Raw genomic sequence first — 26339 nt, forward strand, 5'->3', positions numbered from 1 at the left:
TGTTGCCCCGGCGCTACCCCTGCTGTTGCTGCTGGGACGCGGTGGAGCTGGCGAGCTTGGTCGGGTCGGCGGTCACCTCGTCGATGACGTTGTGGATGAAGCGCATCTTCTCCAGCACCGGCGGCGGAAGCACGAACGGGTAGAGGTCGTCCCTGCCCATCGACCGGTTCACCATGTTCAACGCCCACGACATCGGCAGCCACATCTCGATGATCGTGTCGAATCCGCTGGGGCCCAGGACCCGTCGCTCGAAGGTGGCTCCTGCCGGGGCGAAACTGAACGCCGCGGCCGTGTCGAGTGTGTCGCGGATGTGCAGATAGTGGGCGAACGTCTCGGCCCAGTCCTCGGCGGGATGCATGGTGGCATACGACGAGACGAAGTTCTCCTCCCACCCGGCGGGGGCACCCTCGCTGTAGTGGCGGTCCAGCGCCTCCTGGTAGTCGAGGTCGGGATCGCCGAACAGGCCGTTGAAGTCCTCGAGATACGTCGGGTTCGGACCGACCAGGCGATAGAAGTAGTAGTGCCCGATCTCGTGGCGGAAGTGGCCGAGCAATGTTCGGTACGGCTCCTCCATCGCGATCCGCAACTGCTCGCGGTGCACGTCGTCGCCCTCGGCGAGGTCGAGCGTGATCACCCCGTTGGCGTGGCCGGTGAACACCTTCTCGTTCTCGCTGGACAGCAGATCGAAGGCCAACCCGTAGTCGGGGTCCTCGTCGCGCCCGATGATCGGCAGTTTGAGCTCGTGCAGTTCGGCGATCAACCGGCGCTTGGCCCGTTCGGCGACGGCGAACGCCCCCAGCGCCTTGGTGTCCGCGTCGTTGGGACGGGTGCGGGTCAGCCCGCAGGCTTCGCACAGCAGCGCGATCGGACCGCGCTCCACGAGCCAGTTGCACTCTGCGAGATGCATGTTCGCGCACAGCTGGTACTGCCGTGCCGACACCGCACCGGACTGGTCGCTGTCCTTGGGCGGAGCGATCACCAGCAGCGCCATATCGTCGAGCGAAAAGCCCAGCGCGCTACCACAATTGAGGCACAGTGAGTTCTCGAACGCCAGCCGCTGCCCACAGTTGGGGCAGTTGAAGTCCCGCATTACCGCACACTCCCCGGCGCCGATTCCAGCGGCGCCACGTCGACGGACACCTCGATCTTGCTGCTCTCGGAATCGGTGTAGATGATGCCGCGCAGTGGCGGGACGTCGGCGTAGTCGCGGCCGATGCCCACCACGACGTACCGCTCGTTCTCCATCTGATCGTTCGTGGGATCCAGCCCGAGCCATTGGTTCTGCGGTGTCCACACCGAGGCCCAGGCATGCGTCGCGTCAATGCCTACCATGCGTTCCTTTCCGGGAGGGGGATCCGTCGCCAGGTAACCCGAGACATAACTGGCGGCCAGACCATTCGCGCGCAGGCAGGCGATCGCCAACCGAGCGAAGTCCTGGCATACCCCTTCGCGCGCCGCCAAAACCTCACTCACCTTGGTCGACACCGTGGTGGAGCCCGAACGGTAGGTGAAGTCACGATGAATGCGCGAGGTCAGGTCGCGCAGTACCTCGATCAGCGGGCGGCCGGGCACGAAACTCGGTGCGGCGTAGTCCCGTACGGCCGGGGTGATCTCCGGCGGCTGCAGGTCGAGGGTGAACTCGGTGGCCAGCGCGCCGTCGGCGCCGACCGGCCGGGAGATCTCCCACGGCGCTCTCGCGGACCCCCCGCCATACACCGTGGCGGGCGGCGGGTCGACTTCGACCACCGATCTGCTGGTGATGCTCAGCGTGCGATGGCGTTCGGTGACATGGAAATACGAGCTGAGGTTGCCGTACGCGTCGCGACTGGTCGAGCTGTCGGCGGCGTCGGGTTCGATCAGCAGTTCGTGGGATAGGCAGCGCTGCCGCGGCGACTCCCGCGGGGTGAGAAAGCCACGGCCGTAGGAGCTGGTGACCACATCGGAATAGCGGTAGACCGTGCGGTGGGTGATCCGGTAGGCGCGGGTCCCCGCCGCGGGCGGCGGATCTGTCATGGCACCATCCGCCGCTCGGCCGGCCCCCACAGCGGCTGCATGCCACCGGGCAGCGACAGATGCGTCGTGGTGATGACGCCCGACAGCGCGCGCAGATCGCGGTGCATCCCGTCGAGCAGGTCGGCCAGTTCCGCCCGGCGACCGTCGGCGGCGACGTCCTCGAGGTCGGCGGGGTCGACCCGGCGCAACCGGGTCGTGAGGTCGTCGACCAGCCGCTCCGGACGCGACGAGCCCGAGGAGCCCGGCAGTGCCCGCAGCCCCTCCCGCAGCCGGTCGAACTGGTAGACCAGCGAGCGCGGATTCCCCGCGTCGAACAACAGCAGTTCCGCCACGGCGGCCACCCGGACCGTGCCCAGCATCCGGCGCCGGTAGATGACCGACGACTCACACGCCACCAGCGTGGATTCGGTGATCGTCTGCTCGGCATCCCGGCTACGCGCCTCCACGAGCGTGGTCCGCAGCAGCCGGGTCAGCCCGAGTCCGCGCTCGATGCGTTTGCCGATGCTCATCATCGTCCAGCCGGCGTCCCGGATCATCGATTCGGCGGCGACACCGGACAGGGCGAGCATCCCGGCCAGCGTCGTGCTGTGCGCCGCCGCCAGGTACGCATCCCCTTCGGTTTTCGACTCCGGTGGGGCGGTCGAGGACCGCAGCACCGCGCGTTCGACGGCGGCCAGCACCATCCAGGTGTCGTTCGACATCTGGTCGCGCACCGACCGCGCCGCCAGCCCGAGCCGTTCGATGGACTGCGCCAGCGACCCGGCGCGGTGGCGGTCCGCGGTGACCGCCCACAGTGTGGTCGGCGCGATCGCGATCATCTCCGCGTAGTCGCCGCCCGCGCCGGTGTCGGTTCCGGTGAGTTCCCCGATGGCGGTGAGCAGGACGGGGACGCATGCACTGCCGTCCATCTCCTGCCGGTAGCGGTACTCGTGATGGCGCTCGCGGGTGACGTTGAGCAGACGTGCGGTGTACTCAGCGCGTTCGGCGTAGCGGCCCAGCCAGAACAGGTCCGACAGCACGCGCGGGGAGCTGACCTCCCGGGTGGGGCTGCCGGTGACCGGTGGCGACAGCGTGGCGACGTCCGGCTCGGGAGCGGTGCGCTCCGCGGTGACCCGTGCGGGTGTACGGATCCAGATGTCCTTGGCGGCAACATTGTTCAGCTTGTACGCGGCGTGTCCCGGCGCCAGGAGGTACCCGAGGCCGCCGATCATCGGGGCGTACCCGCCGCGCTGGGCGACGGTGAACAACCGCATCCCGACGCTGGCCGCCGAGAGACCGTCCCTGCGGTGCACGGTCGGCGCCGAGGAGAACTGCGGCAGCTCCTGGCCCACCCACTGCCATGGGGCCGCGTCGATCCGCGCGACCAGTTCGTCGCGCTGATCTCGCGACAGCGCGGGGCCGACGATGGTGTCCCCGCCCGTCACCGGTTTGACGAGGAGCGAGGCCACGTTGCTCAGCAGATGTGCCCGCTCCAGGTCGATCCCGCTCCAGTAGACCGGCGCGGTCGCGAGTGACGGGGTCTCCCCGAGCAGTTCCCGGGCGAGTTCGGGCAGGAAGCGCAGCAGCCCTGGGCTTTCGAGGATGCCGCTGCCCAGGCTGTTGACCACCGTGACCGCGCCGCGGCGCAGCACCTCGACGAGACCGACCACCCCGAGGCGGGAATCGGCGCGCAGGTCGAGCGGGTCGGCATAGACGGCGTCGACCCGGCGCAGCACCACATCGACCCGTTTGAGCGTGCCGAGCGAACGCATCCACAGCTTGCCGTCGCGCACCACCAGGTCCGGGCTCTCCACCAGCGGGAAGCCCAGCATGCTGGCCAGGTACGCCTGGTCGAACGCGGTTTCGGAGTGGATGCCCGGGCTGAGCACCACCACGACGGGCTCCTCGGCCGATTCGGGCGCCGCGTCGATCAGCGCCAGGCGCAGCGCCTGCGCCCAGGGGGACGCCGGTCGCGGTCCGAGCTGTTCGTAGAGGTCGGGAATCGCGTGGGCGACCACCCGGCGGTCGGCCAGCGCGTAGCCGGCGCCCGACGGCGCCTGGGTCCAGTCCGCGTTGACGCGGAACTCGCCGTCCGCGGTGCGGCTGACATCGCACCCGTGCAGGAAGAGCTGGCGGCGGCCGGGGATCTCGATGCCGCGTGCTGCGCGCAGGTAGCCCGGGTGCGCGAACACCAGTTGCGGCGGCAGCACACCGCTGGTGATCGAGCGCTGGGGCCCGTACAGATCGGTCAGTACCGCGTCCAGCAGCCGGGAGCGTTGCACCAGACCCGATTCCAGCCCGTCCCAATCGTCGGCGGAGACCACCAACGGCAACCCGTCGAGGTGCCACGGACCGGGCGTGGCGCCGTCGTCCTCTCGGGTGACGGCCTCGCCGTGCTGGTCGACGTGGATGTAGGTGATGCCGTCGTTGTCGACGAGGCCGCGCACGACCGCGCGCAACCGGTCCAATCCGCCGCGACCGCGTTCGGCGACACACTGCGCCAGCTCGCGCCACGCGGGCCTGATGTCACCCGCCGGGTCGACGAATTCGTCGTATCCGGTGCCCGCCCCGCCCCGCACGTCGAACAGCGCCTGCTGTGCGCGGGCAGCCCGGTACGCGGCGAGCACGCCGTCGACGTCGAGGGAGGTGGGTTGGGGCGAACCTTCGGTGGACAGGACCATCACCGCAGCACGGTACGCACCCGACGCAGGTCGAGGATGCCCGGTGCGCCGACGTCGGTCGATTGCCGGGCCTGCTTCTCGCGCAGATCCGACAAGTCGATGCGGCCGGTGGTGAATCCGGTGGACTCGAAGCGGCGCCCGCGTCGCGACTCGGCTTCGACGGCGTTGATGGGCGGGGTGTCGTAGGTCCGGCCACCGGGGTGTGCGACGTGGTAGGTGCATCCACCCCGGGATACTCCGGCGGCGGTGTCGACGAGTTCGAACCGCAGGGGTCCGTCGACGGTGATCGTCGGGTGCAGGGCGCTCGGCGGTTGCCAGGCGCGGTAGCGCACCCCACCGACCTGCACATCGGGATTGTCGGTGGCCAGCATGGGGATGGGGTGACCGTTGCAGGTCACCAGGTAGCGGTGCCGGTCGGCCCCGATCAATCGCACCTGGAGCCGCTCGATCGACGAGTCGACGTAGCGGGCGGTGCCGCCGGCGGTGGCCTGTTCGCCGAGGACGTTCCACGGTTCGATGGCGCCCCGCAGTTCGATCTCGACACCGTCGAACACCGCGGCGCCGATCCGGGGGAACCGGAATTCGGTGAATGGGTTCAGCCAGCTGGTGTCGAAGTGGACGTCGTGTGCGCGCAGGTCGGCGGCGACGTCGGCGATGTCGTGAATGAGGAAGTGCGGCAATAGGTATCGGCCGTGCAGGTTGGCGCCGTGACGGATCAGCGGCGCCCGCAGCGGCTCGTCCCAGAACCACGCGACCAGTGATCGCACCAGCAGTGACTGCACCATCGCCATCTGGTAGTGCGGCGGCATCTCGAAACCGCGCAGTTCCAGCAGCCCCAGCCGGCCGCGGGCGCTGTCGGGGCTGTAGAGCTTGTCGATGCAGAACTCGGCGCGGTGGGTGTTGCCCGTGATGTCGGTGAGCAGGTGGCGCAGGGCTCGGTCGGTGACCCACGGAGCGGAGCTTGCGGAGCGACCATGTCCCGGTTGCGCTGCCCCGCCCCCGCAGAGCCGGGCGATCTCGGCGAAGGCGATCTCGAGTTCGTAGAGCGCCTCCGAGCGGCCCTCGTCGACGCGCGGCGCCTGCGAGGTGGTCCCGATGAACCGGCCGGCGAACAGATACGACAGGGCGGGGTGGCGCTGCCAGTAGGTGAGCATCGACACCAGCAGATCGGGACGCCGCAGCATCGGCGAATCCGCCGGGGTCGCGCCGCCGAGCGTGATGTGGTTGCCGCCGCCGGTGCCGCCGTGGGTGCCGTCGACGGCGAACTGTTCGGTGGTCAGCCGGGCCAGCCGGGCCTGCTCGTAGAGCGTCTCCAGTTGGGCGCGCTGTTCGGCGAAACTGCCGGTCGGCGCGACGTTGACCTCGATGACACCGGGGTCGGGCGTGACGGTCATCGTGTGCAGTCGAGGGTCCGTCGGTGGGCCGTAACCCTCGATGACCAGGGGGCAGCCGATCGCCGACGCCGCCGCTTCGATGCGGCCGATGAGGTCGACGAAGTGGTCGAGTTCGTCGGTGGGCGGCAGGAAGACGTAGAGGACGCCGTCGCGCACCTCGGCGACCATGGCCGTCGTCGGCAGCGTTCCGTCGTCCTCGACGGCGGCGTCGGCTTCGTCGGCCTGCGCGAGCGGCCCGCGCCGGGCCAGCGGATCGGCATCGTGGGTGGGTCGAGGCGGTTGCCAGCTGATCGCGTCGAGTGGGAGCCGCAGCCCCGCGGGCGAATCGCCGCCGAGCAGCACGATGCGGCCGCGGCGGAGCCGCCAGTCGGCGCTGGCCCACGCGGCGTCGTCTTCGCGGCGGTGCAGTGGCAGCACGTACGCGGCGGGGTCGGCGACGCTGCGGTCGAGCCTGGCCAGCAGCGCGGCACGGCCCTGCGCGGTGTCGTCGGCCAGATCGTCGTCGGGGTCGACGGCGGGTCCGGCGGGCCGGCGCACCGCGGACGCCAGGCTGCTCAACGGATCCTCGAAGGCCGGGCGCACCTGGGAGCCCGGCAACCCGAGACCGTCGGCGACGGCGTCGAGCAGCTGGCGCGCGGCGCCGGGCTCGGCGGTGTGTGGCCCCGCTGCCCACGGGTCGGCCAGCAGCGACTCGTCGGCCCACAGCGGTTGCCCGTCGGTGCGCCAGTACAGGCCGATCTGCCAGCGCGGCAGCGGTTCTCCGGGGTACCACTTGCCCTGGCTGCGCTGCACCAATCCCTGCGGCGCCCAGACGGATTTCAGCCGGGCGGCCAGCACGGACGCCCGCTCCCGCTTGTCCGGGCCGTCGGCAGCGGTGGTCCACTCGGGGTCGGTGCGGTTGTCGACGGAGACGAAGGTCGGTTCGCCGCCGACGGTCAGGCGGACGTCGGCCTTGGCCAGCCGGTCGTCGACCCGGGCGCCGAGCGCGCAGATCGCGCTCCACGCCGACTCGGTGTAGGGCAGCGTGACGCGCGGATCCTCGTGGACCCGGGTGACGAGGTTCGCGAAATCCAGCGTGGTCTCGCACCGTTCGGTGGCGCCGGTGATCGGCGCGGCGGACTCGGGGTGCGGGGTCGCGGAGAGGGGGATGTGCCCCTCCCCGGCGAACAACCCGGAGGTGGGGTCCAGGCCGATCCATCCGGCGCCGGGGATGTAGACCTCGGTCCAGGCGTGCAGATCGGTGAAGTCGGCGGTCGGTCCGGATGGCCCGTCGAGCGCTTTGACGTCGGAGGTCAGCTGGACGAGGTAGCCGGAGACGAAGCGGGCGGCCAGACCGAGTTGACGCAGGATCGACACCAGCAGCCACGCCGAATCCCGGCACGATCCGAGGCCGCCGCGCAGCGTGTGATCGGGGGTGTGCACGCCTGGTTCGAGGCGCAGGCTGTATCCGACGTCGCCGTTGATCGCCCGGTTGAGCGCGACGAGGAATTGGATGGTGCTGGTGCCGGGTGCGACGGAGAAGTTCTTCACCCACGCCTGCACGAGGTCACCCGGGCCGGTTCCGTCCCCGTATTCGTCGACCGGTTTCAAATACGGTTTGAGGTCCTCGGCCAGCGCCTTGGGGTACTCGAAGCCGACCCGCTCGGCGTAGTCCTCGATGAAGAAGTCGAACGGGTTGATCACCTTCAGGTCGGCGATCAAGCCGACGGTGATCGTCAGCTGCCGGGTGCGATTCGGGAACACCACGCGGGCGACGAAATTGCCGAACGCGTCCTGCTGCCAGTTGATGAAGTGGTCGCTGGGCTCCACCGTCAGCGAGTACGCCTCGATGGGGGTACGGGAGTGCGGCGCCGGACGCAGCCGGATGACGTGCGGATGTACCTCTACCAAACGGTCGAACGTGTAGCTGGTGCGATGCTCCAGCGCCACCTTGATGCCCATCGGATGATCCCATCACACGGCGTACCGGTGCGCACTCCCGCCTGTGCCGGCCGGTCATGTCTGGGCGACGCGCGGGATGAGCGTTCCCCTCGGCCGCAGCACCAGGACCAGAACGCCCGCGATCACGATCCCGACGAGGTTGACGAGCAGCTGCAGCGCCGATTTTCCGGCCACGTCCCACTGGCCGACGGTCGCGGCGACGACGGCGAAACCTGCGGCGGTCACGGTGTAGACCGAGATGAACACCCCGACCAGGCCGGTGGCCTTCGCCGAGACCAGCGAAAGCATGCCCGCCGCGCCGGCCAGCAGCGCGACCGCGAACGAGAGTGGGCCGACGTGGAAGATGAAGTCGACCTCGTCGATGTGCGCGACGGCATCCACGGTCAACCAGCCCACCGCCTTGGCGGCCAGGGTGCACAGCGCGGTGATGCCCATCGCGATCGGGAACCCGACGATCAGCGCCAGCGCGGCGCGCCGTGCGAGGCTGCTTCTGCGCTGCACCACCGCGACCGCCAGCGCCGCCAGGGGGCCGAACTCCGGACCGAGCACCATGGCGCCGACGACGGTGACCGTCGAGTCGGTGACCACGCCGATCGCGGTGAGCAGACACGCCAACGTCAGGAACGTGACGAACGTGACGCTGAGCGCCGCCTCTTCCCGTGTGCGTCCGATCAATTCGTCCCAGATGACGGCGTCGGCCGGATCGCCCTCGGCGTCGTCCTCGGCGCGGTGTGCCCGCGTCGAGAGCACGGTGTCGAGGATCTCGAGGGTGACCGCCCCGCGGCGGTGCACGTCGAGTTCCTTGAGCCGCTTGATGACGTCGTTCGCGCATTCGCGGGCGATGTCGGCGGTGATCTCGTCGCCGGACGGCTCCAGTGACACGCCCGGGTAGAGCAGGATGTTGGCTACGCCGACTTCGCTGCGGAGCACCTCGAGCACCGGTTCCCGCAAATCCTCCGGCGCGACGACCCGCAGATGTAGCACCGCCCGAGACTAACGCCCCCGCGCCAGTCGCATCCCGAGTTCGTCGGGGGGCACCTCATGACCGGCCGCGCAACGGATCTCCACCGTCGCCTCCTCGCCACAACCCTGGTGGGTCAGCCGCAGCCGGCTGTCGTCGATGTGGCGTCGGCCCCACTCGAACAGGGCCCACACCACGGGCATGAAGTCTCGTCCGGCGTCGGTGAGCACGTACTCGTCGCGGCGCCGCTGACCGGGCTCCTGGTAGGGCCTGCGCTCGAGCAGGCCGGCCTCGACCAGTTCGGACAGCCGCGCCGCGGCGGCGGCCTTGGTGACCCCGACCCGCCGCCAGAAGTCGTCGAAGCGGGTGGTGCCGTAGAAGGCCTCGCGCATGAGCAGCATCGTCGTCTTGGTACCCAGCAGCGACATGGTCTTCTCTATCGGGCACTGCCCCACCGCCGACCAGGCGTCACGGTCGGCCAGCGGCCCTTGCAGCACGGCCACGGAATCATCCGCCTTTCTGAGTTGTTCTCACTATACCTAGGTGGTACACAGGTCTAGGTAGAGACAACAATACTCAGAGTGGAGTGGTCATGAGCGGATTCCAAGGTCGCGACGCCGTCATCGTCGGGGCGGTCCGGACACCGATCGGCAAGGGTAAGCCGGGTGGCGGTTTGCACGGAGTGCTGCCGGCCGACCTGCTCGCCCACAGCCTGCGGGAGCTGGTCGCCCGCACCGGGGTCGACCCCGCGCAGATCGACGACGTCATCGCCGGCGCCGTCACCCAGGTCGGCGACCAGGCGGTGAACATCGCGCGCAACGCCCTTCTCGGCGCGGGCTTCCCGGAATCGGTGCCCGGGACCACCGTCGACCGCCAGTGCGGCAGCAGCCAGCAGGCCATCAGCTTCGCCGCGCAGGGCGTGGTCTCCGGTGCGTACGACATCGTGATCGCCGCGGGTGTCGAGTCGATGAGCCGGGTGCCGATGGGCTCGTCGGTGCTGCCGGGCAGCAACCCGTTCGGTGACGACTTCGCCCGCCGCTACCCTGATGGGCTTGTGCCGCAGGGCATTTCGGCTGAGTTGATCGCCGCGAAGTGGGGGCTGTCCCGCACCGCGCTCGACGACTTCTCCGCGGGCAGCCACGAGAAGGCCGCTGCGGCGACGAAGGCGGGCGCCTTCGACAACGAACTCGCCCCGATCGCCGGGCTCACCACCGACGAGATCATCCGCCCCGGCACCACGGTCGACACCCTGGCGGGTCTGAAGCCGGCGTTCTACAACCCCGCCTACGAACAGCGGTTCCCGCAGATCAACTGGGAAATCACCGCGGGCAACTCCTCACCGCTGTCCGACGGCAGCGCCGCGGTGCTGATCACCACGACCGAGGCCGCGCACCGCCTGGGGCTTCGGCCGCTGGCGCGCATCCACACCGCGGTAGCCGTCGGCTCAGATCCGCTCTACATGCTGACCGGAGTCATCCCCGCGACCGAGAAGGTGCTGACCAAGGCGCGTCTGACGCTGGCGGACATCGACCTGTTCGAGGTCAACGAGGCGTTCGCGCCGGTGGTGCTGAGCTGGGCATCTGATATCGGTGGCGGACAACCGGCTTCGATCCTCGCCAAGACCAACGTCAACGGCGGCGCGATCGCGATCGGGCATCCGTTGGGCGCCAGCGGTGTTCGGATCATGACCACGTTGGTCAACGCCCTGGAGCAGCGCGGCGGCCGCTACGGGCTGCAGACGATGTGTGAGGCCGGCGGAATGGCCAACGCCACGATCATCGAGCGGCTTCAGTCGTAGATGACCGCAAGCCCACGGCGCTCCAGATCCGCCAGACCGTCCCGCATGGCTTGGAGTTGCTCGGGGGTGTGCCCGGCCCAGTCGGTGATCTCCCCGACCACCGTGACGGGCTCGCGGGTGCGGTAGGAGCGCGTCGGGTTGCCGGGCAGCTTCTTGTCCGTGACGTTCGGATCGTCCTCGAGCGTGCCTTGCGGTTCGACGACGTAGATGCGCCCGCGCCCGTGGCCTTTTGCGAGCTCCGCGCCCCACACCGCGGCGTCGAGCGTCTGCGTCACGTACACGTGGTTCGAGACGCGTCCTTCTTCGAAGTTCGACGGCCGTCCCGGTGTGAGCAGATCGCCCACCGCAAGGTCGGCCTTGGTCCCGTGCAGGTACGCACCCGACTCGTGCACCTCGAAAGGTTTCGGCACATCAACCCCCATCCGTAGTAGCGGCGTTGACTCCGCGCTCACGGCGCACACCTCTCGCACGTCCTCGCCGTAGGCGCAGAGTCAACCGGTGCGTCCGACCAGACTGACGCATGCGCGCCACCGAATTCACACGCGGGCGAGCTCGAACAGCGGGATGACTCGGTCGGTCTTGGCCTGGTATTCGCCGAACTGCGGCGCCATGTCGACGACGCGTCGGTACAGCGCGTTGCGTTCCTCGAGCGGCAACTCAATCGCTTCGGCGTCGTAGGCCTCGGTGCCGATCTCAACCCGCACCCGCGGCGTCGCGCGCAGGTTGTGCACCCACGCGGGCGCCTTGGGGGCACCGCCGAAAGACCCGGCGATCAGAATCCGGCCGTCGATCTCGAAGTACACCAGCGGCGACACGCGCGGCTGCCCGGACCTGGCGCCGACGGTAGTCAGCAAGACGATGTTATCGTCCTCGAAGAATCCTCCGACCTTGCCGCCGTTGGCCCGGAACTCCTCCACCACCTGGCGGTTCATGTCGTCGAGCGCATTCCGATCGGCCAGCAGTTCATCTGAATTGAATTCGGTCACGACCAGTTCAGACTGCGTCGGCTCGGCTTGTATTCCCGAGCGCGGCGACTGATGTCACACCCGGGTGAGCTCGAACAGCGGGATCTTCCGCGTCGTCTTCTTCTGATACTCGGCGAATGTCGGCGCCAACTCGATGATCTTCGCGTAGGCGGCGTCACGCTCCTCGGGCAACAGCTCGCGCACGTCGACGTCGTAGGCCTCGGTGCCGATCTCGATGTGCGCCTTCGGGTTAGCCCGCACGTTGTGCACCCACGCCGGGTTCTTCGGCCCGCCGGCGTAGGAGCCGACGATGAGCATCCTGCCGTCAACGGTGAGGCAGGCCAGCGGGGACAGCCGCGGCTGACCGGACTTCGCGCCCACGGTGTGCAACAGCAACAGCGTGGCACCCTCGAACGGGCCGCCCACCACCCCGCCGTTGGCCCGGAACTCCTCGACGATGGCCTTGTTGAAGTCGTTGAGCGAGTTCACGTCGGCGATCATCGTGTTCTTGTCCGGTTCTGTCATGCTTCCTCCGACTTCTTGGGCTTCGCGTCGATTCCCGACTCCCGGCGCTGCTGCGGCGTGATCGGCGCGGGCGCACCGGTCAGCGGGTCGACACCGCCGCCGGACTTGGGGAACGCGATGACCTCGCGGATGGAGTCCATCCCGGCCAGCAACGCGGTGATGCGGTCCCAGCCGAACGCGATCCCGCCGTGCGGCGGCGCGCCGAATGTGAAGGCGTCCAACAGGAATCCGAACTTGTCCTGCGCCTCCTCGTGGTCGATGCCCATCATCGCGAACACCCGCTCCTGCACGTCACGGCGATGGATACGGATGGACCCCCCGCCGATCTCGTTGCCGTTGCACACGATGTCGTAGGCGTCGGCCAGCGCACTGCCCGGATCGGTGTCGAACGTCTGCTCCGACTGCGGTTGCGGCGCGGTGAACGCGTGGTGCACCGCGGTCCACGACCCCGAGCCGACCGCGACGTCTCCGGAGGCCGTCGCCTCCTCGGCGGGTTCGAACAGCGGCCAGTCGACCACCCAGGTGAACGCCCACGCGTCCGGATCGATCATGTCGAGGCGTTTGGCGATCTCGATGCGCGCGGCGCCCAGCAGCGCGCGCGACGACTTCGGCGGGCCCGCCGCGAAGAAAATGCAGTCGCCGGGGTTGGCGCCGACGTGCGCGGCCAGCCCGTCGCGTTCTGTGTCGGTGAGGTTCTTGGCGACGGGACCGCCCAGCGTGCCGTCCTCGCCGACCAGCACATAGGCCAGCCCCTTGGCGCCGCGCTGCTTGGCCCACTCCTGCCAGCCGTCGAGTGTGCGCCGCGGCTGGGACGCCCCGCCGGGCATCACGACGGCGCCCACATACGGCGACTGGAACACGCGGAAGGTGGTGTCGGCGAAGAACTCCTGGCACTCGACGAGTTCGAGCCCGAACCGCAGATCGGGCTTGTCCGAACCGAACCGCCGCATGGCCTCGGCGTAGGTGATGCGCGGCAGCGGCGTGGGCAGGTCGTGGCCGATCAGCGCCCACAGCGCCGTGAGGACCTCCTCGGACACGGCCATCACGTCGTCGGCGTCGACGAAGCTCATCTCCATGTCCAGCTGGGTGAACTCGGGCTGGCGGTCGGCGCGGAAATCCTCGTCCCGGTAGCAGCGCGCGATCTGGTAGTACCGCTCCATCCCGGCCACCATGAGCAGCTGCTTGAACAGCTGCGGGCTCTGCGGGAGCGCGTAGAACGACCCGGGCTGCAGGCGCGCGGGCACGAGGAAGTCACGCGCACCCTCGGGGGTGGACCGCGTCATCGTCGGCGTCTCGATCTCGACGAAGTCGTGACGGGCCAGCACGTCGCGGGCGGCGGCGTTCACCTTCGACCGCAGCCGGATCGCGTTGCCCGGGCCTTCGCGGCGCAGGTCGAGGTAGCGGTAGCGCAGCCGCGCTTCCTCGCCGGCTTCCTCGTCGAGCTGGAACGGCAGCGGCGCGCTCTCCCCCAGCACGGTCAGTGTGGTGGCGTTCACCTCGACGCCGCCGGTCGGGATCTCGGGGTTCTCGTTGCCCTCGGGACGGACCTCGACGACACCGTGGACGAGGACACAGAACTCGGCGCGCAGCCGGTGGGCCGCCTCGAGCGCCGCGCCCTCGCGGAACACCACCTGCGAAACCCCGGAGGCGTCACGCAGGTCGATGAAGATGACGCCACCGTGATCGCGCCGGCGCGCCACCCATCCGGCCAGCGTCACGTTCTGACCGGCGTCGGCGGGTCGCAACGATCCGGCGGCATGACTGCGCAGCACAAAAACTCCTGAGAATGGGTGGGGCGGGACAACGGCCACAGTGTAGTGGGGGGTCGCCGGAGGTAGCTTGGGCGGAATGCCCACCCGCATCGCACTCGTCGGGCCCGGCGCGATCGGCGCCACGATCGCCGCCCTGCTGCACGAGGCCGGCCGGCCGGTACTGCTCTGCGGCCGCACCGCCCGCACCTCGCTCGACGTCCGGCCCGACGACCGGGAGCCCATTGTGGTCCCCGGCCCGGTGCACACCGATCCGTCCGATGTGGACGGTCCTGTCGACGTGGTGCTGCTGGCCGTCAAGGACACCCAGAACGAGGCGGTCGCACCCTGGCTGAGCCGGCTGTGTGACGAGCGCACGGTCGTGTGCGCGCTGCAGAACGGCGTCGAGCAGGTCGAACGGGTGGGCCGCTTCTGCCCGGGAGTGACGGTGGTGCCCGCCGCGGTGTGGGTGTCCGCGGAGACGGATCCACAAGGGTTCGTGCACATCCGCACCGGCGTCCGCTTGGTGTTGCCCGACACCGACGCGGCCGCGATGCTCGCCGACGTGCTCAGCACCGACCACCTGACCGTCGAGTGCGAGCCCGACTTCATCACCGAGGCGTGGCGCAAGTTGTTGATGAACGCCGTGGTGGGCCTGATGGTGCTGACCGGCCGCCGGTCGGGGATGTTCCGTCGCGACGACGTCGCCGCCCTGGGTCGCCGATATCTCGGCGAGTGCCTGGCGGTCGCGCGGGCGGACGGGGCCGACCTGGGCGACGAGGTCGTCGAGCAGATCCTCACGATTCTGGTCACCGGGCCACCCGACATCACGACGTCGATGCTCACCGACCGGGAGGCGGGCCGCGCCCTGGAGTGGGACATCCGCAACGGCGTGATCGCCCGCAAGGGCGCCGCGTACGGCATCGCCACACCCGTCAGCGACATCGTCGTGCCGCTGCTCGCCGCGGCAGGCGAGGGGCCCGGCTAGACACCATGGGCTAGCGTGTATGGCCATGCACGCCTGCGAGCGCGTCGACCTGTCCTTCGTCGACTCGGCGCCGTACCGATTCGTCAGCACCGTCGACCTCGCGATCACCCCGGAGCAGGTGTTCGAGGTGCTCGCCGACGCCGAATCGTGGCCGCACTGGGCGACGGTGATCACCAAGGTGACCTGGACGAGCGCCGAACCGCGCGGCATCGGCACGACGCGGACCGTGCACATGCGCGGCGGCATCGTGGGCGACGAAGAATTCCTGGCCTGGGAACCATTCCGGCACATGGCGTTTCGTTTCAACGAGGCGTCGACAGGCAGCATCGCCGCATTCGCCGAGGACTACCGCGTGGTCAAGACCCCTGGCGGCTGTCACCTCACCTGGGTGATGGCGATCAAGCCCAACGGGGTCGCGGCCCGGCTGGGCATGACGCTGGGCCGGCCGGTGATGGGCTGGCTCTTCCAGCGCTTCCTGCACAACCTGCGCCGGTACACCGATCAGCGGTTCGCCCGCTAGTAGATTCCCCTCCAGGCCTGCCGCCGCAGCGCGTCCGGGTCGTCGACCGATTCGTCGCGCAGCGAGCGGATCACCCGGGTGCGCCGGCGAACGGCGTCGTATCGCGGCCAGTCGTCGCGCCACAGCTCGCCGGGCTCCCAGCCCCGCGTCGCGAAATCCAGCCAGGTGCGCTGCATCCTCCGCCCCACCGACGGCAGCACGCGCCGGCCCAGGGGATGCAGTTTGCGGCCGAGATAGGACGCGTAACTGTGCTGGATGTGCACGATCTCGCTGCCGTGGGTGGCGCCCAGGCCCAGGGCGCGCAGCGGCACCGCGGTGTGGTCGAAGCGGTAGACGTGGGTCGCCGCGTGGGCGCTGTAGGCGTCGGCGAACGCCCACGTGGGGGCGCCGAACATGACGTCGGAGCCGATGGCGACGAGGGCTTGGCGCCGTGGATGGCCCGGATATGCGGCGAGGATCCGCTCGCGGGCCCGCGGCGCGCACCTCTCGAACCACGACTCCACACCGGCGGGGGTGGTCGGCAGCATCGGCGGTTTACCCCACGCGAACATGGACGCCTCGTGACTGTTGGTGCCGATGATCAGCGGTACCCGCTGAACGGCCCCGGCGCGCGCCGCCGCGATCGGATGACTCGGCAGCAGGTCGACACCGTGGGTCAGACCGTAGGCGAGCGTTGGCGTTTCGGCGACGCTCTCCAACTGCAGTTGACCGGCGGCCCGGCGCAGCGAACGCTGCGGTGCGGACTTCACCTGATCGATGTCCAGGCCCAGCAGGTCGAGAAAGCGCTGTGCCCTCTCCGCTCGGGTGTTGCGGTCGGCGATGAGGGGAAGCGCCGGGCTCTGTGCGATCGCCCGCGCGAACAACCCGTCCGCGGCGGGGCTGGCGAGCAACGCCAGCACCGACGTCGCACCCGCCGACTCACCGAACACCGTGACGCGGTCGGGGTCGCCGCCGAACGCAGCGATGTTCTTCCGCACCCAGCGCAACGCGGCGAGTTGATCCCGCATTGCGAGGTTGTCGTCGAATCCGTCGCCCAGTGCGCCGAGGTCCAGCCCGCCGAACACTCCGATGCGATAGGTCACGTTGACTACCACGACGTTGCCGTTCGTCGCCAACCGCGATCCGTTGTAGAGCTGGAAGTGGCCCGCCCCGTAGACGAACGCCCCGCCCGGGATCCACACCATCACCGGCAACGCGGCGGTGGTGTCCGGCGACCACACGGTCAGCGTCAGGCACGCCTCGTCGCGGTGCTTCGGATCGTCTCGGCCGCCGCCGACGAACGATTTACCCTGCGGTGGGATCGGTCCGTGTTCGAGCGCGTCGCGCACCCCGGTCCACGGTTCGGCCGGCACAGGCGCAGCGAACCGCAGGTCACCCAGCGGCTGGCGGGCATAGGGGACGCCGCGCCACACCCCGACGCCGCCCTCGCGCGTGCCGCACAACCGCCCGAGCGCGGTGCTCACGACGGTCGAGAACTCAGCGACGGCGGGCACGCCCGAATCGTAGTGTGGGAGGGTGAACACCGGCGCTGGGTCGGCGCCTCACCGAGTGCGGATGGAGCGTGCGATGACCTTCAACGAGGGCATGCAGATCGACACCAGCACCACCTCGAGCAGCGGCGGTCGGCGCGGTGGCGGTCGCGGCATCGCTGTCGGCGGCGGCGTCGGCGGTCTTCTCATCGTGGTCATCGCGCTGTTCCTCGGAGTGGATCCGGGCACCGTGCTACCCCAGCAGCAGGAGATCGGCACCGAGGGTGTCGAGACGCCCGGATTCGACCTGAGTCAGTGCAAGACCGGCGCCGACGCGAACGAGTTCGTGCAGTGCCGGGTGGTGGCGACGGGCAACTCGTTGGACGCCGTGTGGTCTCAGCTGAAGCCGGACTACACCCGCCCCCGGGTGGAGATCTTCAGCGGGAGCGTGGACACCCGCTGCGGGCCGGCCACCAGCGCGGTGGGCCCGTTCTACTGCCCCGCCGATCAGACCGCGTACTTCGACACCGACTTCTTCGACGTGCTCAAGACAGAATTCGGTTCCAGCGGAGGGCCGTTCGCGCAGGAGTACGTGGTGGCGCACGAGTTCGGCCACCATGTCCAGGATCTGCAGGGCACGCTCGCCCGGGCGCAGCAGGATCCGGAGGGCGCCACCGGCGGCGGGGTGCGCACCGAGCTGCAGGCGGACTGCTACGCCGGTGTGTGGGCGCACTACGCCGCGGTCACCACGCAGGAGAGCACCGGAGTCCCGTTTCTGGAACCGTTGACCGACAAGGACATCGCCGACGCGCTGTCGGCCGCTTCGGCCGTCGGCGACGACCGGATCCAGGAAGCCGCCACCGGCCGTGTCAACCCTGAATCGTGGACGCACGGTTCGTCCGAACAGCGGCAGAAGTGGTTCACCGTCGGCTACCAGACCGGCGATCCGACGAAGTGCGACACGTTCGCCACCAACGACCTTGGTTAGGCAGGCCACGGCGGTCGATGCCGTCGCCGAACGCTACCTCGACGCTCTCGCCGCGCTGGATCCCTGCACCGCAACCGAACTCGGCATCTCGGGCGGAGACCGCAACTACGACGAGGACATCACCGACTACTCCCCCGACGCCGTCTCCGCCCGCATGGAAGCCGCGCGGTCGGCGCTCAAGGAACTCGACGCCGTCGTCGCGATGGACGAGTGCGATGCCGTGACCGCCGCCGCGATGCGCGAGCGGCTCGGCGTGCAGATCGAGATCCACGAAGCCGGCCTGGACATCGGTGAACTCAACGTGATCGCCTCGCCCTTGCAGACCATGCGCGACGTGTTCGACCTGATGGCCGCCGACACCGCCGACGACTGGGTGGTGATCGACCGGCGGCTGGCGAAGCTGCCCGACCGGGTCCCTGCCTATGCACAGGCACTGCGTACCGCGGTGGCCGAGGGTCATCCACCGGCGATCAGGCAGGTGCAGCGAGGCGTCGAACAGGCCGCGCAGATCGAGCAGTTGTTCGTCGACATGGTGGCCGGGGCCGCCCCCGACGTGCCGGCGCTGCAGGCCGACCTCGACCGCCACGCCTCCGCCGCCGCGGCGGCCTACCGCGAGCTGGGCCGGGTGCTGCGCGAGGACATCGCCCCGTACGCCCGCGAGCGCGACGCGTTCGGCCGGGACGCCTACCGTCTGATGTCGCGGTCGTTCCTCGGCAGCGCCGTCGACCTCGACGAGACCTACGAGTGGGGCCTCGAACGTCTCAACACCGTTGTGGCCGAACAGGAGACCGTCGCCGAACGGCTGTACCCCGGCGCGGGCGTTGCCGAGACCCTGCGGCGCCTCGACGACGAACCCCGCTATCAGGTGCACGGTACGGACGCACTGCAGGCGTGGATGCAGGATCTTTCGGACCGTGTGGTGGACGCATTGGCCGGCACCCACTTCGACATCGCGCCCGCGCTGCGGAACCTGGAGTGCCGCATCGCCCCGACCCATACCGGCGGCATCTACTACACCGGCCCGTCGGAAGACCTCACCCGTCCGGGCCGGATGTGGTGGTCGGTGCCCGCGGGCACCGACACGTTCCACACCTGGCAGGAGACGACGACGGTGTTCCACGAGGGGGTGCCCGGCCACCACCTCCAGATCGGGCGCGCCGTCGCCCTGGCCGACCAACTCAACCGGTGGCGCCGGCTGGGTTGCTGGGTGTCGGGCCACGGTGAGGGCTGGGCCCTCTACGCCGAGCGGTTGATGGCCGAGCTGGGCTGGCTGGACGACGACGGCACCCGGATGGGCATGCTCGACGCCCAGGGGTTCCGCGCTGCGCGAGTGGCCATCGACATCGGCGTGCACTGTGAACTCACGACTCCTGACGGTGGGATGTGGGACGCCGGGCGGGCGTGGGAGTTTTTGCGCACCCACTGCGCGCAGTCGGAGAAGACCCTGCGTTTCGAACTCGACCGCTACCTCGGCTGGCCGGGGCAGGCCCCGTCGTATGCGGTCGGACAACGCATCTGGCAGCAGTTGCGGGAGACGATGCTCTCGCGGAGCATGCCGCTCCAGGAGTTTCACAGCCGCGCACTGGATCTCGGCGGGCTCCCCCTCGAGGTCCTGAGCGCGGCGCTGCTCGGCGAGTTGCGGTGACCTTGTGAACGGCGACGAGATCGAACCGGACACCAAGGACTGGACCTGGGTGCTGGCGCAGCCCTGTCCGGAGTGCGGTTTCGATGCGGCGTCCGTGGATCCCAGCGAGGTCGAGTCGGCGATCCGCCGAGATGCCGACGAGTGGATCCGCCGGCTCGGGGCGCCGCACGTGACGACCCGCCTCCGTCCGGGGGTGTGGTCGACGCTCGAGTACGGCTGCCACGTGCGCGATGTGCACCGCATCTTCAACGAGCGGGTGACCTCGATGCTCACCCAACACGAACCGCTGTTCGCGAACTGGGACCAGGATCAGGCCGCGCGCGACGGCGACTACGCGGCTCAGGAGCCGGGTGTGGTGGCCGGTGAGCTATTCGATGCCGCGGTCACGGTCGCCGACACGTATGCCTCGGTGCCGGGGGATGCCTGGATGCGACGCGGATTGCGCAGTAACGGCAGTGAATTCACCGTCGCCTCGATCGCGCTGTACCACCTGCACGACATCGTCCACCATGCATGGGACGTCGACGAGCATTGACCACATTGAACACATGTCGCTAATGTGTTCAAATGCGTGCCGATGACCGTCCGGTCTCCCCGGCGCTGCTGGCCGCCACCACCACCACGCTTCGTCGCCTCGGTCCGCGCCAGTTCAGCCTGACCGCGGTCGCCGACGAAGCTGGGGTGTCGCGCGGCACCGTCCACAACGCGCTCGGCAGCCGCGACAACGCGATCCGCACCGCGCTGGACCACCTGGCGTCCGTGTTCATCGAGGCCATGGCCGCGCAGGTCGACCGGCAACAAACTCTTGCCGGCCAGGTGGCTGCCGCGGCGTTGTTGATCTGCGAACACCGGCAGCGCTCGGATTCGGTGACGGCGCGCGGCATCAACGAGAGCATCCTGGTACTGCTGTTGCGCAACACCGGTGACGACCTGATGGCGCGATCGCTGGATCTGTGGCAGCCACTGGTACGCGCCGCGCAGGCTCGCGGCGAGGTGCGCTCAGCCGCCGACCCTGCTCGCGCCAGCGAATGGATCGTGCGGATGCTGCTGAGCTTCGAACTGCTCCCACCGATCGGTGTCAATCTCGACAACCCCCGCGCGGTGCGGAAATTCATCTGCGACCACATCGTCGCCGGACTGGGAGGCCCACCATGAGCGAGCCCGATCACGAAGTCGTCGTCATCGGCGCCGGTCCCGGCGGCATCGCCTCGGCACATCTGTTGCAACAGAACGGGATCGACGACTTCGTCATCCTCGAGCGCAGCCACGACTTCGGCGGCACGTGGCGCGACAACCACTACCCCGGCCTGGCGGTCGACATTCCGACGCTCTGGTACCAGTTGTCGTTCGCCGTCAACCCCGACTGGTCGCGGCTGTTCGCGCCCGGCCCGGAGATCTACGCCTACCTGCGCGACACGGCACAGCGTCTCGGCCTTTACCCGCACCTGCGGTCCCACAGCGATGTGACCCGTCAACAGTGGGACGACACCGCGGGGCTGTGGCGGCTGACGCTGGCGAACGGTGAGGAGGTGACGGCGCGATTCCTGATCAGTTCCGTCGGCGGCTACGTCAACGCCAAACCCCGCGTCGACATCGACGGCATCGACGACTTCGCCGGCACCATCCTGCGCCCGAACGCATGGGATGACGGCTACGACACCCGCGGCAAGCGGGTGGCCGTCATCGGGACCGGGTCGAGTGGCGTTCAGATCGCCGCGGCCCTGTCCGGGCAGGTGGCGAATCTCGATGTCTTCCAGCGCACCCCGGCGTGGGTGCTGCCGAAGGTCGACTTCGACATCTCCGCTTTCATGCGTCGGGTGCTGCGTGTCCCGGGTGTGGTGTCCGCGGTGAACGTCGCCGGTCGGTGCCTGATGGATGCGTTCATGGTGGCGCCGATCGTGCACCTGTTCTCCCGCTTGCCCGACCGGGTGCTGGTACGCGCGATGCCGCTCTACGACGCCTACTGCCGTGCGCTGTACCGGCTGCTGCTGCGCGCGGTGGTACGTGACCCGGCCACCCGCCGGGCGCTGGTGCCGCGCTACGGGATACTGGCCAAGCGGCCCGTCATCTCCAGCAGTTTCCTGCCCGCGCTCAACGATCCCGACACCCACCTGATCACCACGCCGATCGAACGCATCACCTCCGGCGGTGTGCGCACCGTCGACGGAATCGAGCGTCCGGCCGATCTGCTCGTACTGGCCACCGGCTACGAGCTCTGGACCGATCCGGAGACGTACAGGCCGGGGACGGTACTGGGCGGCAACGGGTTCGACCTCGCACAGTACTACCGTGCCCACGGGCTGAGTGCCTATGCGGGCAGTGCGCATCCGCGGCTACCCAATCGGTGGGAGATCGTCGGGCCGCTGGGCTTCGTCGGTTTCGCCTGGCCCGACTTCGTCGAGACCATGGCCGCCCATGCGGTGCGGATGATCGCCGAAGCACGACGCCGGGCCAAGCCGGTCGTCGCGGTCAGCGACGACGCGTTCAACCGGTGGAACGAACGCATGCGCCGCGACGGCCGCGTCGCCCACCTGTACTTCACCGCCTGCAACCCCGGTCTGAACACGTATTTCGTGAACTCTCAGCGCGACACCGTGTACCACCGGCCGCAGACCATCGCCGGTTCTCGACGTTTCGCCCGCCACTCCCCGCTGTCCGATTACGAGTTCGCCGCCCGCCCCGCCTTCGCCGAGGAGCTCACCGCATGACCGCTTCTGACCTTCCTCTCGCCGGCCGCGTGGCGTATGTGACCGGGGCCGCCCGCGGTCAGGGCCGGTCGCACTGCGTCCGACTGGCGCGCGCGGGGGCGGACATCGTCGCGATCGACGCCTGCGCTCCGGTCTGCGACGCCAACGGCTATCCGCCTGCCGATCCGGAGGATCTCACCGAGACCGTGCGCCTGGTCGAAGGCGAGGGCCGCAAGATCCTGGCGCAGCAGATCGACGTGCGCGACGCCGAGGGCCAGCAGCGCGTGGTGGCGGAGGCCGTCGAACAGTTCGGCCGTCTCGACATCGTCGTCGCCAACGCGGGAGTGCTCAACTGGGGCCGGCTCTGGGAGATCTCGCCGCAGCAGTGGCAGGACACCCTCGACGTCAACCTCACCGGGGTGTGGAACACCGTGCGCGCGGTGGTTCCACCGATGATCGCGGCGGGCAACGGCGGATCGATCATCACCATCAGTTCGGCGGCGGGCATCAAGGCCGTGCCGGGTTGCGGTCACTACTGTGCGAGCAAGTTCGGTGTGGTGGGCCTGACCAACTCGCTCGCAATTGAGCTGGGTGAGTTCGGGATTCGCGTGAACTCCGTACACCCGTACGGCACCGACACTCCGATGGGCAACGACACGTCGATGTACCAGGTGTTCGCGGATCACCCCACCTACATCCACAGCTTCTCGCCCGGCGCGCTGCCGACGGACTCGCTGGCGGCGCCGGATCTGATCTCCGACATCGTGGTGTGGCTCGCGAGTGATGCCTCCTCGCTGGTGACCGCAGCCCAGATCCCGGCGGAGAAGGGGTACCTCAAGATCTGAGGTTATCCCCAGCGGCGAATTCGTCCACAGGCTCCGGGTTTTCGCTTCGAGGCGTGTCACACCCCGTCGCTAGAATCGCCAGTATGTTCGATGGTTCGTTACCCGAGATTGGGGCCTTTTCCGCGTTGAGTGACGCGGAGTTGGTGGCGGCCTCTGCCGGGTGGGGACGCGTTGAATCCGCGGCCGCCGCCCGCAAGCTCGCCGCGATGGCCGAAGTGTTCCGCCGCCGCACCGGCATCGAGGACGCCGAAGAGCGGGAGAACTGGTTCATCGACGCCGAAACCTCGGTCCTGAGTGAACTGGCCGCCGCCCACCACATCACCGACCGACTCGCCTCAACCCAAACCCACCGCGGAGTCCTGCTCGCCAACCGATTCCCCAAAGTCGCCGCACTCTTTGAAGCCGGCCTGATCAGCGACCTGTTGATCCGCGCCATCGTCTACCGCACCTACCTGATCACCGACCCCGACGCGATGGCCGCCGTGGATGCCGCCCTGGCCGAGCAGCTCACCTGCTGGGGACCCAAATCGCAGGCCAAGACCGAAGAAGCCATCGACGCCCTGGTCGAAATCCACGACCCCGCCGCCCTGCGCCGCCGCGAACCCGCCACCCACACCCGCGACCTGCAATTCGGCACCATCACCGATGCTGCCGGGATGATGACCGTCTACGCCCGCATGTACAGCCCCGACGGTGTCGCCCTCGAACAACACGTCGAAGACCTGGCCCACACCGTATGCCCCGATGACCCCCGCACCCTCAAAGAACGCCGCAACGACGCCTTCGCCGCCCTGTCCACCGGACAGCCGCTGCGCTGCGAATGCGACAACCCCGACTGCCCCGCCACCACCCCCGACCGCCCCACCCCCACCGTCATCCTCCACCTCATCACCACCGAACAAGCACTCGCCCAAGCGAAACACCACAACGCTGCACAAGAAGACAATGGCGAGCAGCCCGCTGCCGGGTCGGATGGCACTGAGACAGAACCGGCACCTGTCGAGCCGGATAACGCTGCGCGGGAGCAAGAGCGCACTGATGACGGGCCCGTGGAGTCCGCATCGGAAACCTCCCCAGAGTCGGACCCTGTGGAGCCGGGGAACGCCGCTCCCGATCCCGAGGAGTCCGACGTCGCGCCGCAACAGGACTTCTCGGCCGAGTGCAAGCCGGTCGACCTCGAGCCTGCGCCCACACCAAAGCCGTCTCCCACTCCCGCATCGGCGTTCGTCATCGGCGGCGGTGTACTCAGCCCGGTGATCCTGCCCGCGTTCCTCGACCGCGCCAGGATCCGCCAACTCACCCATCCCGGCGACGCTCCCCCCGAACCCCGCTACGAACCCTCCACAGCACTCCAGGACTTCGTGCGCTGCCGCGATCTGACCTGCCGCTTCCCCGGCTGCGACAAACCCGCCTACCTGACCGACATCGACCACACCGTGCCCTATCCCGCCGGCCCGACATGCGCATCCAATCTCAAATGTTTATGCCGAAAACACCACTTACTCAAGACTTTCTGGACCGGCAAAACCGGTTGGCGCGACGAGCAACTGCCCGACGGCACTGTCATCTGGACCGCACCGAGCGGCCAGACCCACATCACCCAACCCGGCAGCGCACTGCTCTTCCCCACCCTGTGCACACCCACCGCGCCAATCCCCAAAACGACCAGCGCGAAAGTGCACACCCCAAACAGCGGCCTCAAGATGCCCAAACGCAGCCGCACCCGCGCCAAAGACCGCGCCTACCGCATCGAACTCGAACGCCGACTCAACGACGCCTTCGTCGCCGAACGCAACAAACCCCCACCGTTCTGACGAAAGCTCGAGATTCACAGCCGGCTCTGCGTGGCGATCGTGTTGTCCGTGGTGCGCAGCGGCCGGATCAACCCGTCCTGGCCGAATGAGGCGATCAGCTCACCGTCTTCGGTGTGCACCGCACCGCGCACGTACGACATGCCCGCCCCCACCTGCGTGCTCTCGTGGGTGTAGAGCAGCCAGCCGTCCCAGCGCACCGGCTCATGGAAACTCACGCTGATCGTCATCGGCGCCGTCGACACCGTCAGGTGCGCCTGCGCGGTCCCGATCCCCTCATGAGCCCGCATCGTCGTCGAAATACCCAGGTGTCCAGTGAAATACGCGATCAGCGCCTTCGCCAGGTCATCGCGCTGCGGGATCGGGTCGTAATGCAGCCAGGCGTGCAGCTCAGGCGGACCGACCTCGTCGGGGCTGTTCACGTCGACGACGTCGACCAACCGCACCTGCCGGCCCACCATCGGCATCTCGGCCTGATGGGCCTCGGCCGGCGGCACCACCGCGGGCCGCGGCAGATGATGACGGATCACATCGCCCGACGGCACGTCGGTGAACACCGTGACGGTGATGCACCGTTTGCCGTTCTGCGACGCCGACACGACCGCGGTGGCCGTCGACCGACCCTCGGAGACGACGTCGATCTCCAGCTCGACCGGCGGGCCGACCACCACCACCCGAGAGAACACCGCATACGCCGAGCGCACCGACTTGTCCGGGAACCGCTTGCCCACCGCCACGATCGCCTGGGCGAGTACTTGGGTGCCCTCGACCACCTGGCGCTCGTCGGCAGCCGCGACGCCGGTCTGCGCGGTGAACCGGTTGTCGCCGGCAGGCTGCGCATCGAACAGGTCGAGCAACATCTCGACCGTCCATGGTCCCTGCGCGGTCTCTTGTTTGGATTCGGTGGTCATATCGTCACGCCCCTGTCCGTGGTCTTCGGTGCACCCTATCGAGAAGCTACATAGCCTTCTGCGAAAGCGGTAACGTCATTCTCATCAAGGGTTGGTCCGACGCGAAAGAGGCCCCATGGCGAAGCCGAACGGGCCGCGTGAGCCGTGCCCGACGACGTCACGTCCCTCGCGCCGGCCCGCTGACCCCCTGCCGAGGCCTCTTCGCCGATGGTAATGTCATTACCGCTGAGCGTTAACGTCACTTCCAGGAGCCGGATATGCCCACCCGCGATCTGTCCTTTCCGGTGTTCGACGCGGACGATCACTTCTGCGAGCCCCACGAGGCGCTGACGCAGTTCCTGCCCGAGCGTCGCAAGGGCGTCATCGACGACATCCCCAACCACACCTTCGAGGTGGTCGCCGGCCACGGTGCGCAGCAGGACTACGTCACACACGCCAGCGGCGGCATCGCCTGACCAGATTCCTTTACG

22 protein-coding genes and 1 pseudogene are annotated in these 26339 nt (G+C 68.8%); 11 read left to right on the forward strand and 12 right to left on the reverse strand.

Annotation, left to right across the window (positions count from 1 at the left end):
- Nucleotides 1-13 precede the first annotated feature (13 nt).
- The 6 genes from I7X18_RS16125 to I7X18_RS16150 are packed head-to-tail and all read right to left on the reverse strand — an operon-like array spanning nucleotide 14 to nucleotide 9472.
- Nucleotides 14-1090, reverse strand: coding sequence for a zinc-binding metallopeptidase family protein (locus tag I7X18_RS16125; protein ID WP_193043080.1), 1077 nt, complete (start codon nucleotides 1088-1090; stop codon nucleotides 14-16).
- Nucleotides 1090-2013 carry a transglutaminase family protein gene (locus I7X18_RS16130; RefSeq protein WP_193043081.1) on the reverse strand — a complete coding sequence of 308 codons (924 nt, stop codon included), beginning with the start codon at nucleotides 2011-2013 and terminating at the stop codon, nucleotides 1090-1092. The genes I7X18_RS16125 and I7X18_RS16130 overlap by 1 nt, the downstream gene beginning before the upstream one ends.
- Complete coding sequence (locus I7X18_RS16135; protein ID WP_193043946.1) at nucleotides 2010-4673, reverse strand: circularly permuted type 2 ATP-grasp protein; 2664 nt, start codon at nucleotides 4671-4673, stop codon at nucleotides 2010-2012. The genes I7X18_RS16130 and I7X18_RS16135 overlap by 4 nt, the downstream gene beginning before the upstream one ends.
- Nucleotides 4673-8008 (reverse strand): transglutaminase family protein, encoded by a 3336-nt coding sequence (locus tag I7X18_RS16140; RefSeq protein ID WP_193043082.1) that lies wholly within the window; start codon nucleotides 8006-8008, stop codon nucleotides 4673-4675. Before I7X18_RS16140 ends, I7X18_RS16135 begins: the two co-directional genes overlap by 1 nt.
- A 54-nt stretch (nucleotides 8009-8062) precedes the next feature.
- The gene (locus I7X18_RS16145; RefSeq protein ID WP_193043083.1) at nucleotides 8063-8992 is read right to left on the reverse strand and encodes a DUF389 domain-containing protein; all 930 of its coding nucleotides are present in this window, start codon (nucleotides 8990-8992) and stop codon (nucleotides 8063-8065) included.
- A gap of 9 nt (nucleotides 8993-9001) precedes the next feature.
- The gene (locus I7X18_RS16150) at nucleotides 9002-9472 is read right to left on the reverse strand and encodes a winged helix-turn-helix transcriptional regulator (protein ID WP_193043084.1); all 471 of its coding nucleotides are present in this window, start codon (nucleotides 9470-9472) and stop codon (nucleotides 9002-9004) included.
- An 89-nt stretch (nucleotides 9473-9561) separates the two neighbouring features.
- Here I7X18_RS16150 and I7X18_RS16155 point away from each other — a divergent pair, with 89 nt between their 5' ends.
- Nucleotides 9562-10767, forward strand: a complete 1206-nt coding sequence (locus I7X18_RS16155) for an acetyl-CoA C-acyltransferase (protein ID WP_193043085.1) — start codon at nucleotides 9562-9564, stop codon at nucleotides 10765-10767.
- Here I7X18_RS16155 and arr read toward each other — a convergent pair.
- The 4 genes from arr to aspS all read right to left on the reverse strand — a co-directional run bounded on the left by arr (nucleotide 10758) and on the right by aspS (nucleotide 14029).
- Nucleotides 10758-11189 (reverse strand): NAD(+)--rifampin ADP-ribosyltransferase, encoded by a 432-nt coding sequence (gene arr / locus I7X18_RS16160; protein ID WP_193043947.1) that lies wholly within the window; start codon nucleotides 11187-11189, stop codon nucleotides 10758-10760. The two genes, I7X18_RS16155 and arr, sit on opposite strands and share 10 nt — an antisense overlap.
- A 114-nt stretch (nucleotides 11190-11303) precedes the next feature.
- Nucleotides 11304-11699, reverse strand: a complete 396-nt coding sequence (locus tag I7X18_RS16165; protein ID WP_193043948.1) for a nitroreductase family deazaflavin-dependent oxidoreductase — start codon at nucleotides 11697-11699, stop codon at nucleotides 11304-11306.
- A 108-nt stretch (nucleotides 11700-11807) separates the two neighbouring features.
- A complete protein-coding gene (locus tag I7X18_RS16170; protein WP_193043086.1) occupies nucleotides 11808-12257 on the reverse strand; it encodes a nitroreductase family deazaflavin-dependent oxidoreductase in 450 nt (149 codons plus the stop codon).
- A complete protein-coding gene (gene aspS / locus I7X18_RS16175; protein ID WP_193043087.1) occupies nucleotides 12254-14029 on the reverse strand; it encodes an aspartate--tRNA ligase in 1776 nt (591 codons plus the stop codon). Before aspS ends, I7X18_RS16170 begins: the two co-directional genes overlap by 4 nt.
- Nucleotides 14030-14105: 76 nt before the next feature.
- On the opposite strand from aspS, the gene I7X18_RS16180 reads away from it, so the two are divergent.
- Both I7X18_RS16180 and I7X18_RS16185 read left to right on the forward strand, forming a co-directional pair.
- Complete coding sequence (locus I7X18_RS16180) at nucleotides 14106-14993, forward strand: oxidoreductase (protein ID WP_193043088.1); 888 nt, start codon at nucleotides 14106-14108, stop codon at nucleotides 14991-14993.
- 19 nt (nucleotides 14994-15012) lie between these two features.
- Nucleotides 15013-15513, forward strand: a complete 501-nt coding sequence (locus I7X18_RS16185; RefSeq protein WP_193043089.1) for an SRPBCC family protein — start codon at nucleotides 15013-15015, stop codon at nucleotides 15511-15513.
- On the opposite strand, the gene I7X18_RS16190 is transcribed toward I7X18_RS16185, so the two are convergent.
- On the reverse strand, nucleotides 15510-17006 hold the full coding sequence (locus tag I7X18_RS16190) for a carboxylesterase/lipase family protein (protein WP_193043090.1): 1497 nt from the start codon (nucleotides 17004-17006) through the stop codon (nucleotides 15510-15512). The two genes, I7X18_RS16185 and I7X18_RS16190, sit on opposite strands and share 4 nt — an antisense overlap.
- 73 nt (nucleotides 17007-17079) lie before the next feature.
- On the opposite strand from I7X18_RS16190, the gene ypfJ reads away from it, so the two are divergent.
- The 7 genes from ypfJ to I7X18_RS16225 all read left to right on the forward strand — a co-directional run bounded on the left by ypfJ (nucleotide 17080) and on the right by I7X18_RS16225 (nucleotide 24961).
- The gene (gene ypfJ / locus I7X18_RS16195) at nucleotides 17080-17970 is read left to right on the forward strand and encodes a KPN_02809 family neutral zinc metallopeptidase (RefSeq protein WP_193043091.1); all 891 of its coding nucleotides are present in this window, start codon (nucleotides 17080-17082) and stop codon (nucleotides 17968-17970) included.
- Nucleotides 17963-19615, forward strand: a complete 1653-nt coding sequence (locus I7X18_RS16200; protein WP_193043092.1) for a DUF885 domain-containing protein — start codon at nucleotides 17963-17965, stop codon at nucleotides 19613-19615. The genes ypfJ and I7X18_RS16200 overlap by 8 nt, the downstream gene beginning before the upstream one ends.
- A 4-nt stretch (nucleotides 19616-19619) precedes the next feature.
- Nucleotides 19620-20150 (forward strand): DinB family protein, encoded by a 531-nt coding sequence (locus I7X18_RS16205; RefSeq protein WP_193043093.1) that lies wholly within the window; start codon nucleotides 19620-19622, stop codon nucleotides 20148-20150.
- Between the two features lie 32 nt (nucleotides 20151-20182).
- A complete protein-coding gene (locus tag I7X18_RS16210; RefSeq protein WP_193043094.1) occupies nucleotides 20183-20770 on the forward strand; it encodes a TetR/AcrR family transcriptional regulator in 588 nt (195 codons plus the stop codon).
- Nucleotides 20767-22323 (forward strand): flavin-containing monooxygenase, encoded by a 1557-nt coding sequence (locus I7X18_RS16215; RefSeq protein ID WP_193043095.1) that lies wholly within the window; start codon nucleotides 20767-20769, stop codon nucleotides 22321-22323. The genes I7X18_RS16210 and I7X18_RS16215 overlap by 4 nt, the downstream gene beginning before the upstream one ends.
- Entirely contained in the window at nucleotides 22320-23147 is an 828-nt protein-coding gene (locus tag I7X18_RS16220; RefSeq protein ID WP_193043096.1) for a mycofactocin-coupled SDR family oxidoreductase, read from the forward strand. The genes I7X18_RS16215 and I7X18_RS16220 overlap by 4 nt, the downstream gene beginning before the upstream one ends.
- An 83-nt stretch (nucleotides 23148-23230) precedes the next feature.
- Nucleotides 23231-24961: an HNH endonuclease signature motif containing protein gene (locus I7X18_RS16225; RefSeq protein ID WP_193043097.1), complete on the forward strand. Its 1731-nt coding sequence runs from the start codon at nucleotides 23231-23233 to the stop codon at nucleotides 24959-24961.
- Between the two features lie 14 nt (nucleotides 24962-24975).
- On the opposite strand, the gene I7X18_RS16230 is transcribed toward I7X18_RS16225, so the two are convergent.
- A complete protein-coding gene (locus tag I7X18_RS16230) occupies nucleotides 24976-25869 on the reverse strand; it encodes an acyl-CoA thioesterase (RefSeq protein ID WP_193043098.1) in 894 nt (297 codons plus the stop codon).
- A 257-nt stretch (nucleotides 25870-26126) separates the two neighbouring features.
- Between I7X18_RS16230 and I7X18_RS16235 the strand changes: the two are divergent.
- A pseudogene (locus I7X18_RS16235) lies at nucleotides 26127-26315 on the forward strand (amidohydrolase family protein); the annotation flags it as partial.
- Nucleotides 26316-26339: the final 24 nt, after the last annotated feature.

It is taken from the genome of Mycolicibacterium baixiangningiae (assembly GCF_016313185.1).
GTDB classification, from domain to species: domain Bacteria; phylum Actinomycetota; class Actinomycetes; order Mycobacteriales; family Mycobacteriaceae; genus Mycobacterium; species Mycobacterium baixiangningiae.

What these genes read in the sequence shown, in the direction of transcription:
- I7X18_RS16225 (WP_193043097.1), top strand. Translation starts at nt 23,231, where the DNA reads ATGTTCGATGGTTCGTTACCCGAGATTGGGGCCTTTTCCGCGTTGAGT.
- ypfJ (WP_193043091.1), top strand. Translation starts at nt 17,080, where the DNA reads ATGACCTTCAACGAGGGCATGCAGATCGACACCAGCACCACCTCGAGC.
- I7X18_RS16130 (WP_193043081.1), bottom strand. Translation starts at nt 2,013, where the DNA reads ATGACAGATCCGCCGCCCGCGGCGGGGACCCGCGCCTACCGGATCACC.
- I7X18_RS16155 (WP_193043085.1), top strand. Translation starts at nt 9,562, where the DNA reads ATGAGCGGATTCCAAGGTCGCGACGCCGTCATCGTCGGGGCGGTCCGG.
- I7X18_RS16230 (WP_193043098.1), bottom strand. Translation starts at nt 25,869, where the DNA reads ATGACCACCGAATCCAAACAAGAGACCGCGCAGGGACCATGGACGGTC.
- I7X18_RS16185 (WP_193043089.1), top strand. Translation starts at nt 15,013, where the DNA reads ATGGCCATGCACGCCTGCGAGCGCGTCGACCTGTCCTTCGTCGACTCG.
- I7X18_RS16125 (WP_193043080.1), bottom strand. Translation starts at nt 1,090, where the DNA reads ATGCGGGACTTCAACTGCCCCAACTGTGGGCAGCGGCTGGCGTTCGAG.
- I7X18_RS16215 (WP_193043095.1), top strand. Translation starts at nt 20,767, where the DNA reads ATGAGCGAGCCCGATCACGAAGTCGTCGTCATCGGCGCCGGTCCCGGC.
- I7X18_RS16180 (WP_193043088.1), top strand. Translation starts at nt 14,106, where the DNA reads ATGCCCACCCGCATCGCACTCGTCGGGCCCGGCGCGATCGGCGCCACG.
- I7X18_RS16140 (WP_193043082.1), bottom strand. Translation starts at nt 8,008, where the DNA reads ATGGGCATCAAGGTGGCGCTGGAGCATCGCACCAGCTACACGTTCGAC.
- I7X18_RS16165 (WP_193043948.1), bottom strand. Translation starts at nt 11,699, where the DNA reads ATGAACCGCCAGGTGGTGGAGGAGTTCCGGGCCAACGGCGGCAAGGTC.
- I7X18_RS16220 (WP_193043096.1), top strand. Translation starts at nt 22,320, where the DNA reads ATGACCGCTTCTGACCTTCCTCTCGCCGGCCGCGTGGCGTATGTGACC.
- I7X18_RS16170 (WP_193043086.1), bottom strand. Translation starts at nt 12,257, where the DNA reads ATGACAGAACCGGACAAGAACACGATGATCGCCGACGTGAACTCGCTC.
- arr (WP_193043947.1), bottom strand. Translation starts at nt 11,189, where the DNA reads ATGGGGGTTGATGTGCCGAAACCTTTCGAGGTGCACGAGTCGGGTGCG.
- I7X18_RS16210 (WP_193043094.1), top strand. Translation starts at nt 20,183, where the DNA reads ATGCGTGCCGATGACCGTCCGGTCTCCCCGGCGCTGCTGGCCGCCACC.
- I7X18_RS16135 (WP_193043946.1), bottom strand. Translation starts at nt 4,673, where the DNA reads ATGGTCCTGTCCACCGAAGGTTCGCCCCAACCCACCTCCCTCGACGTC.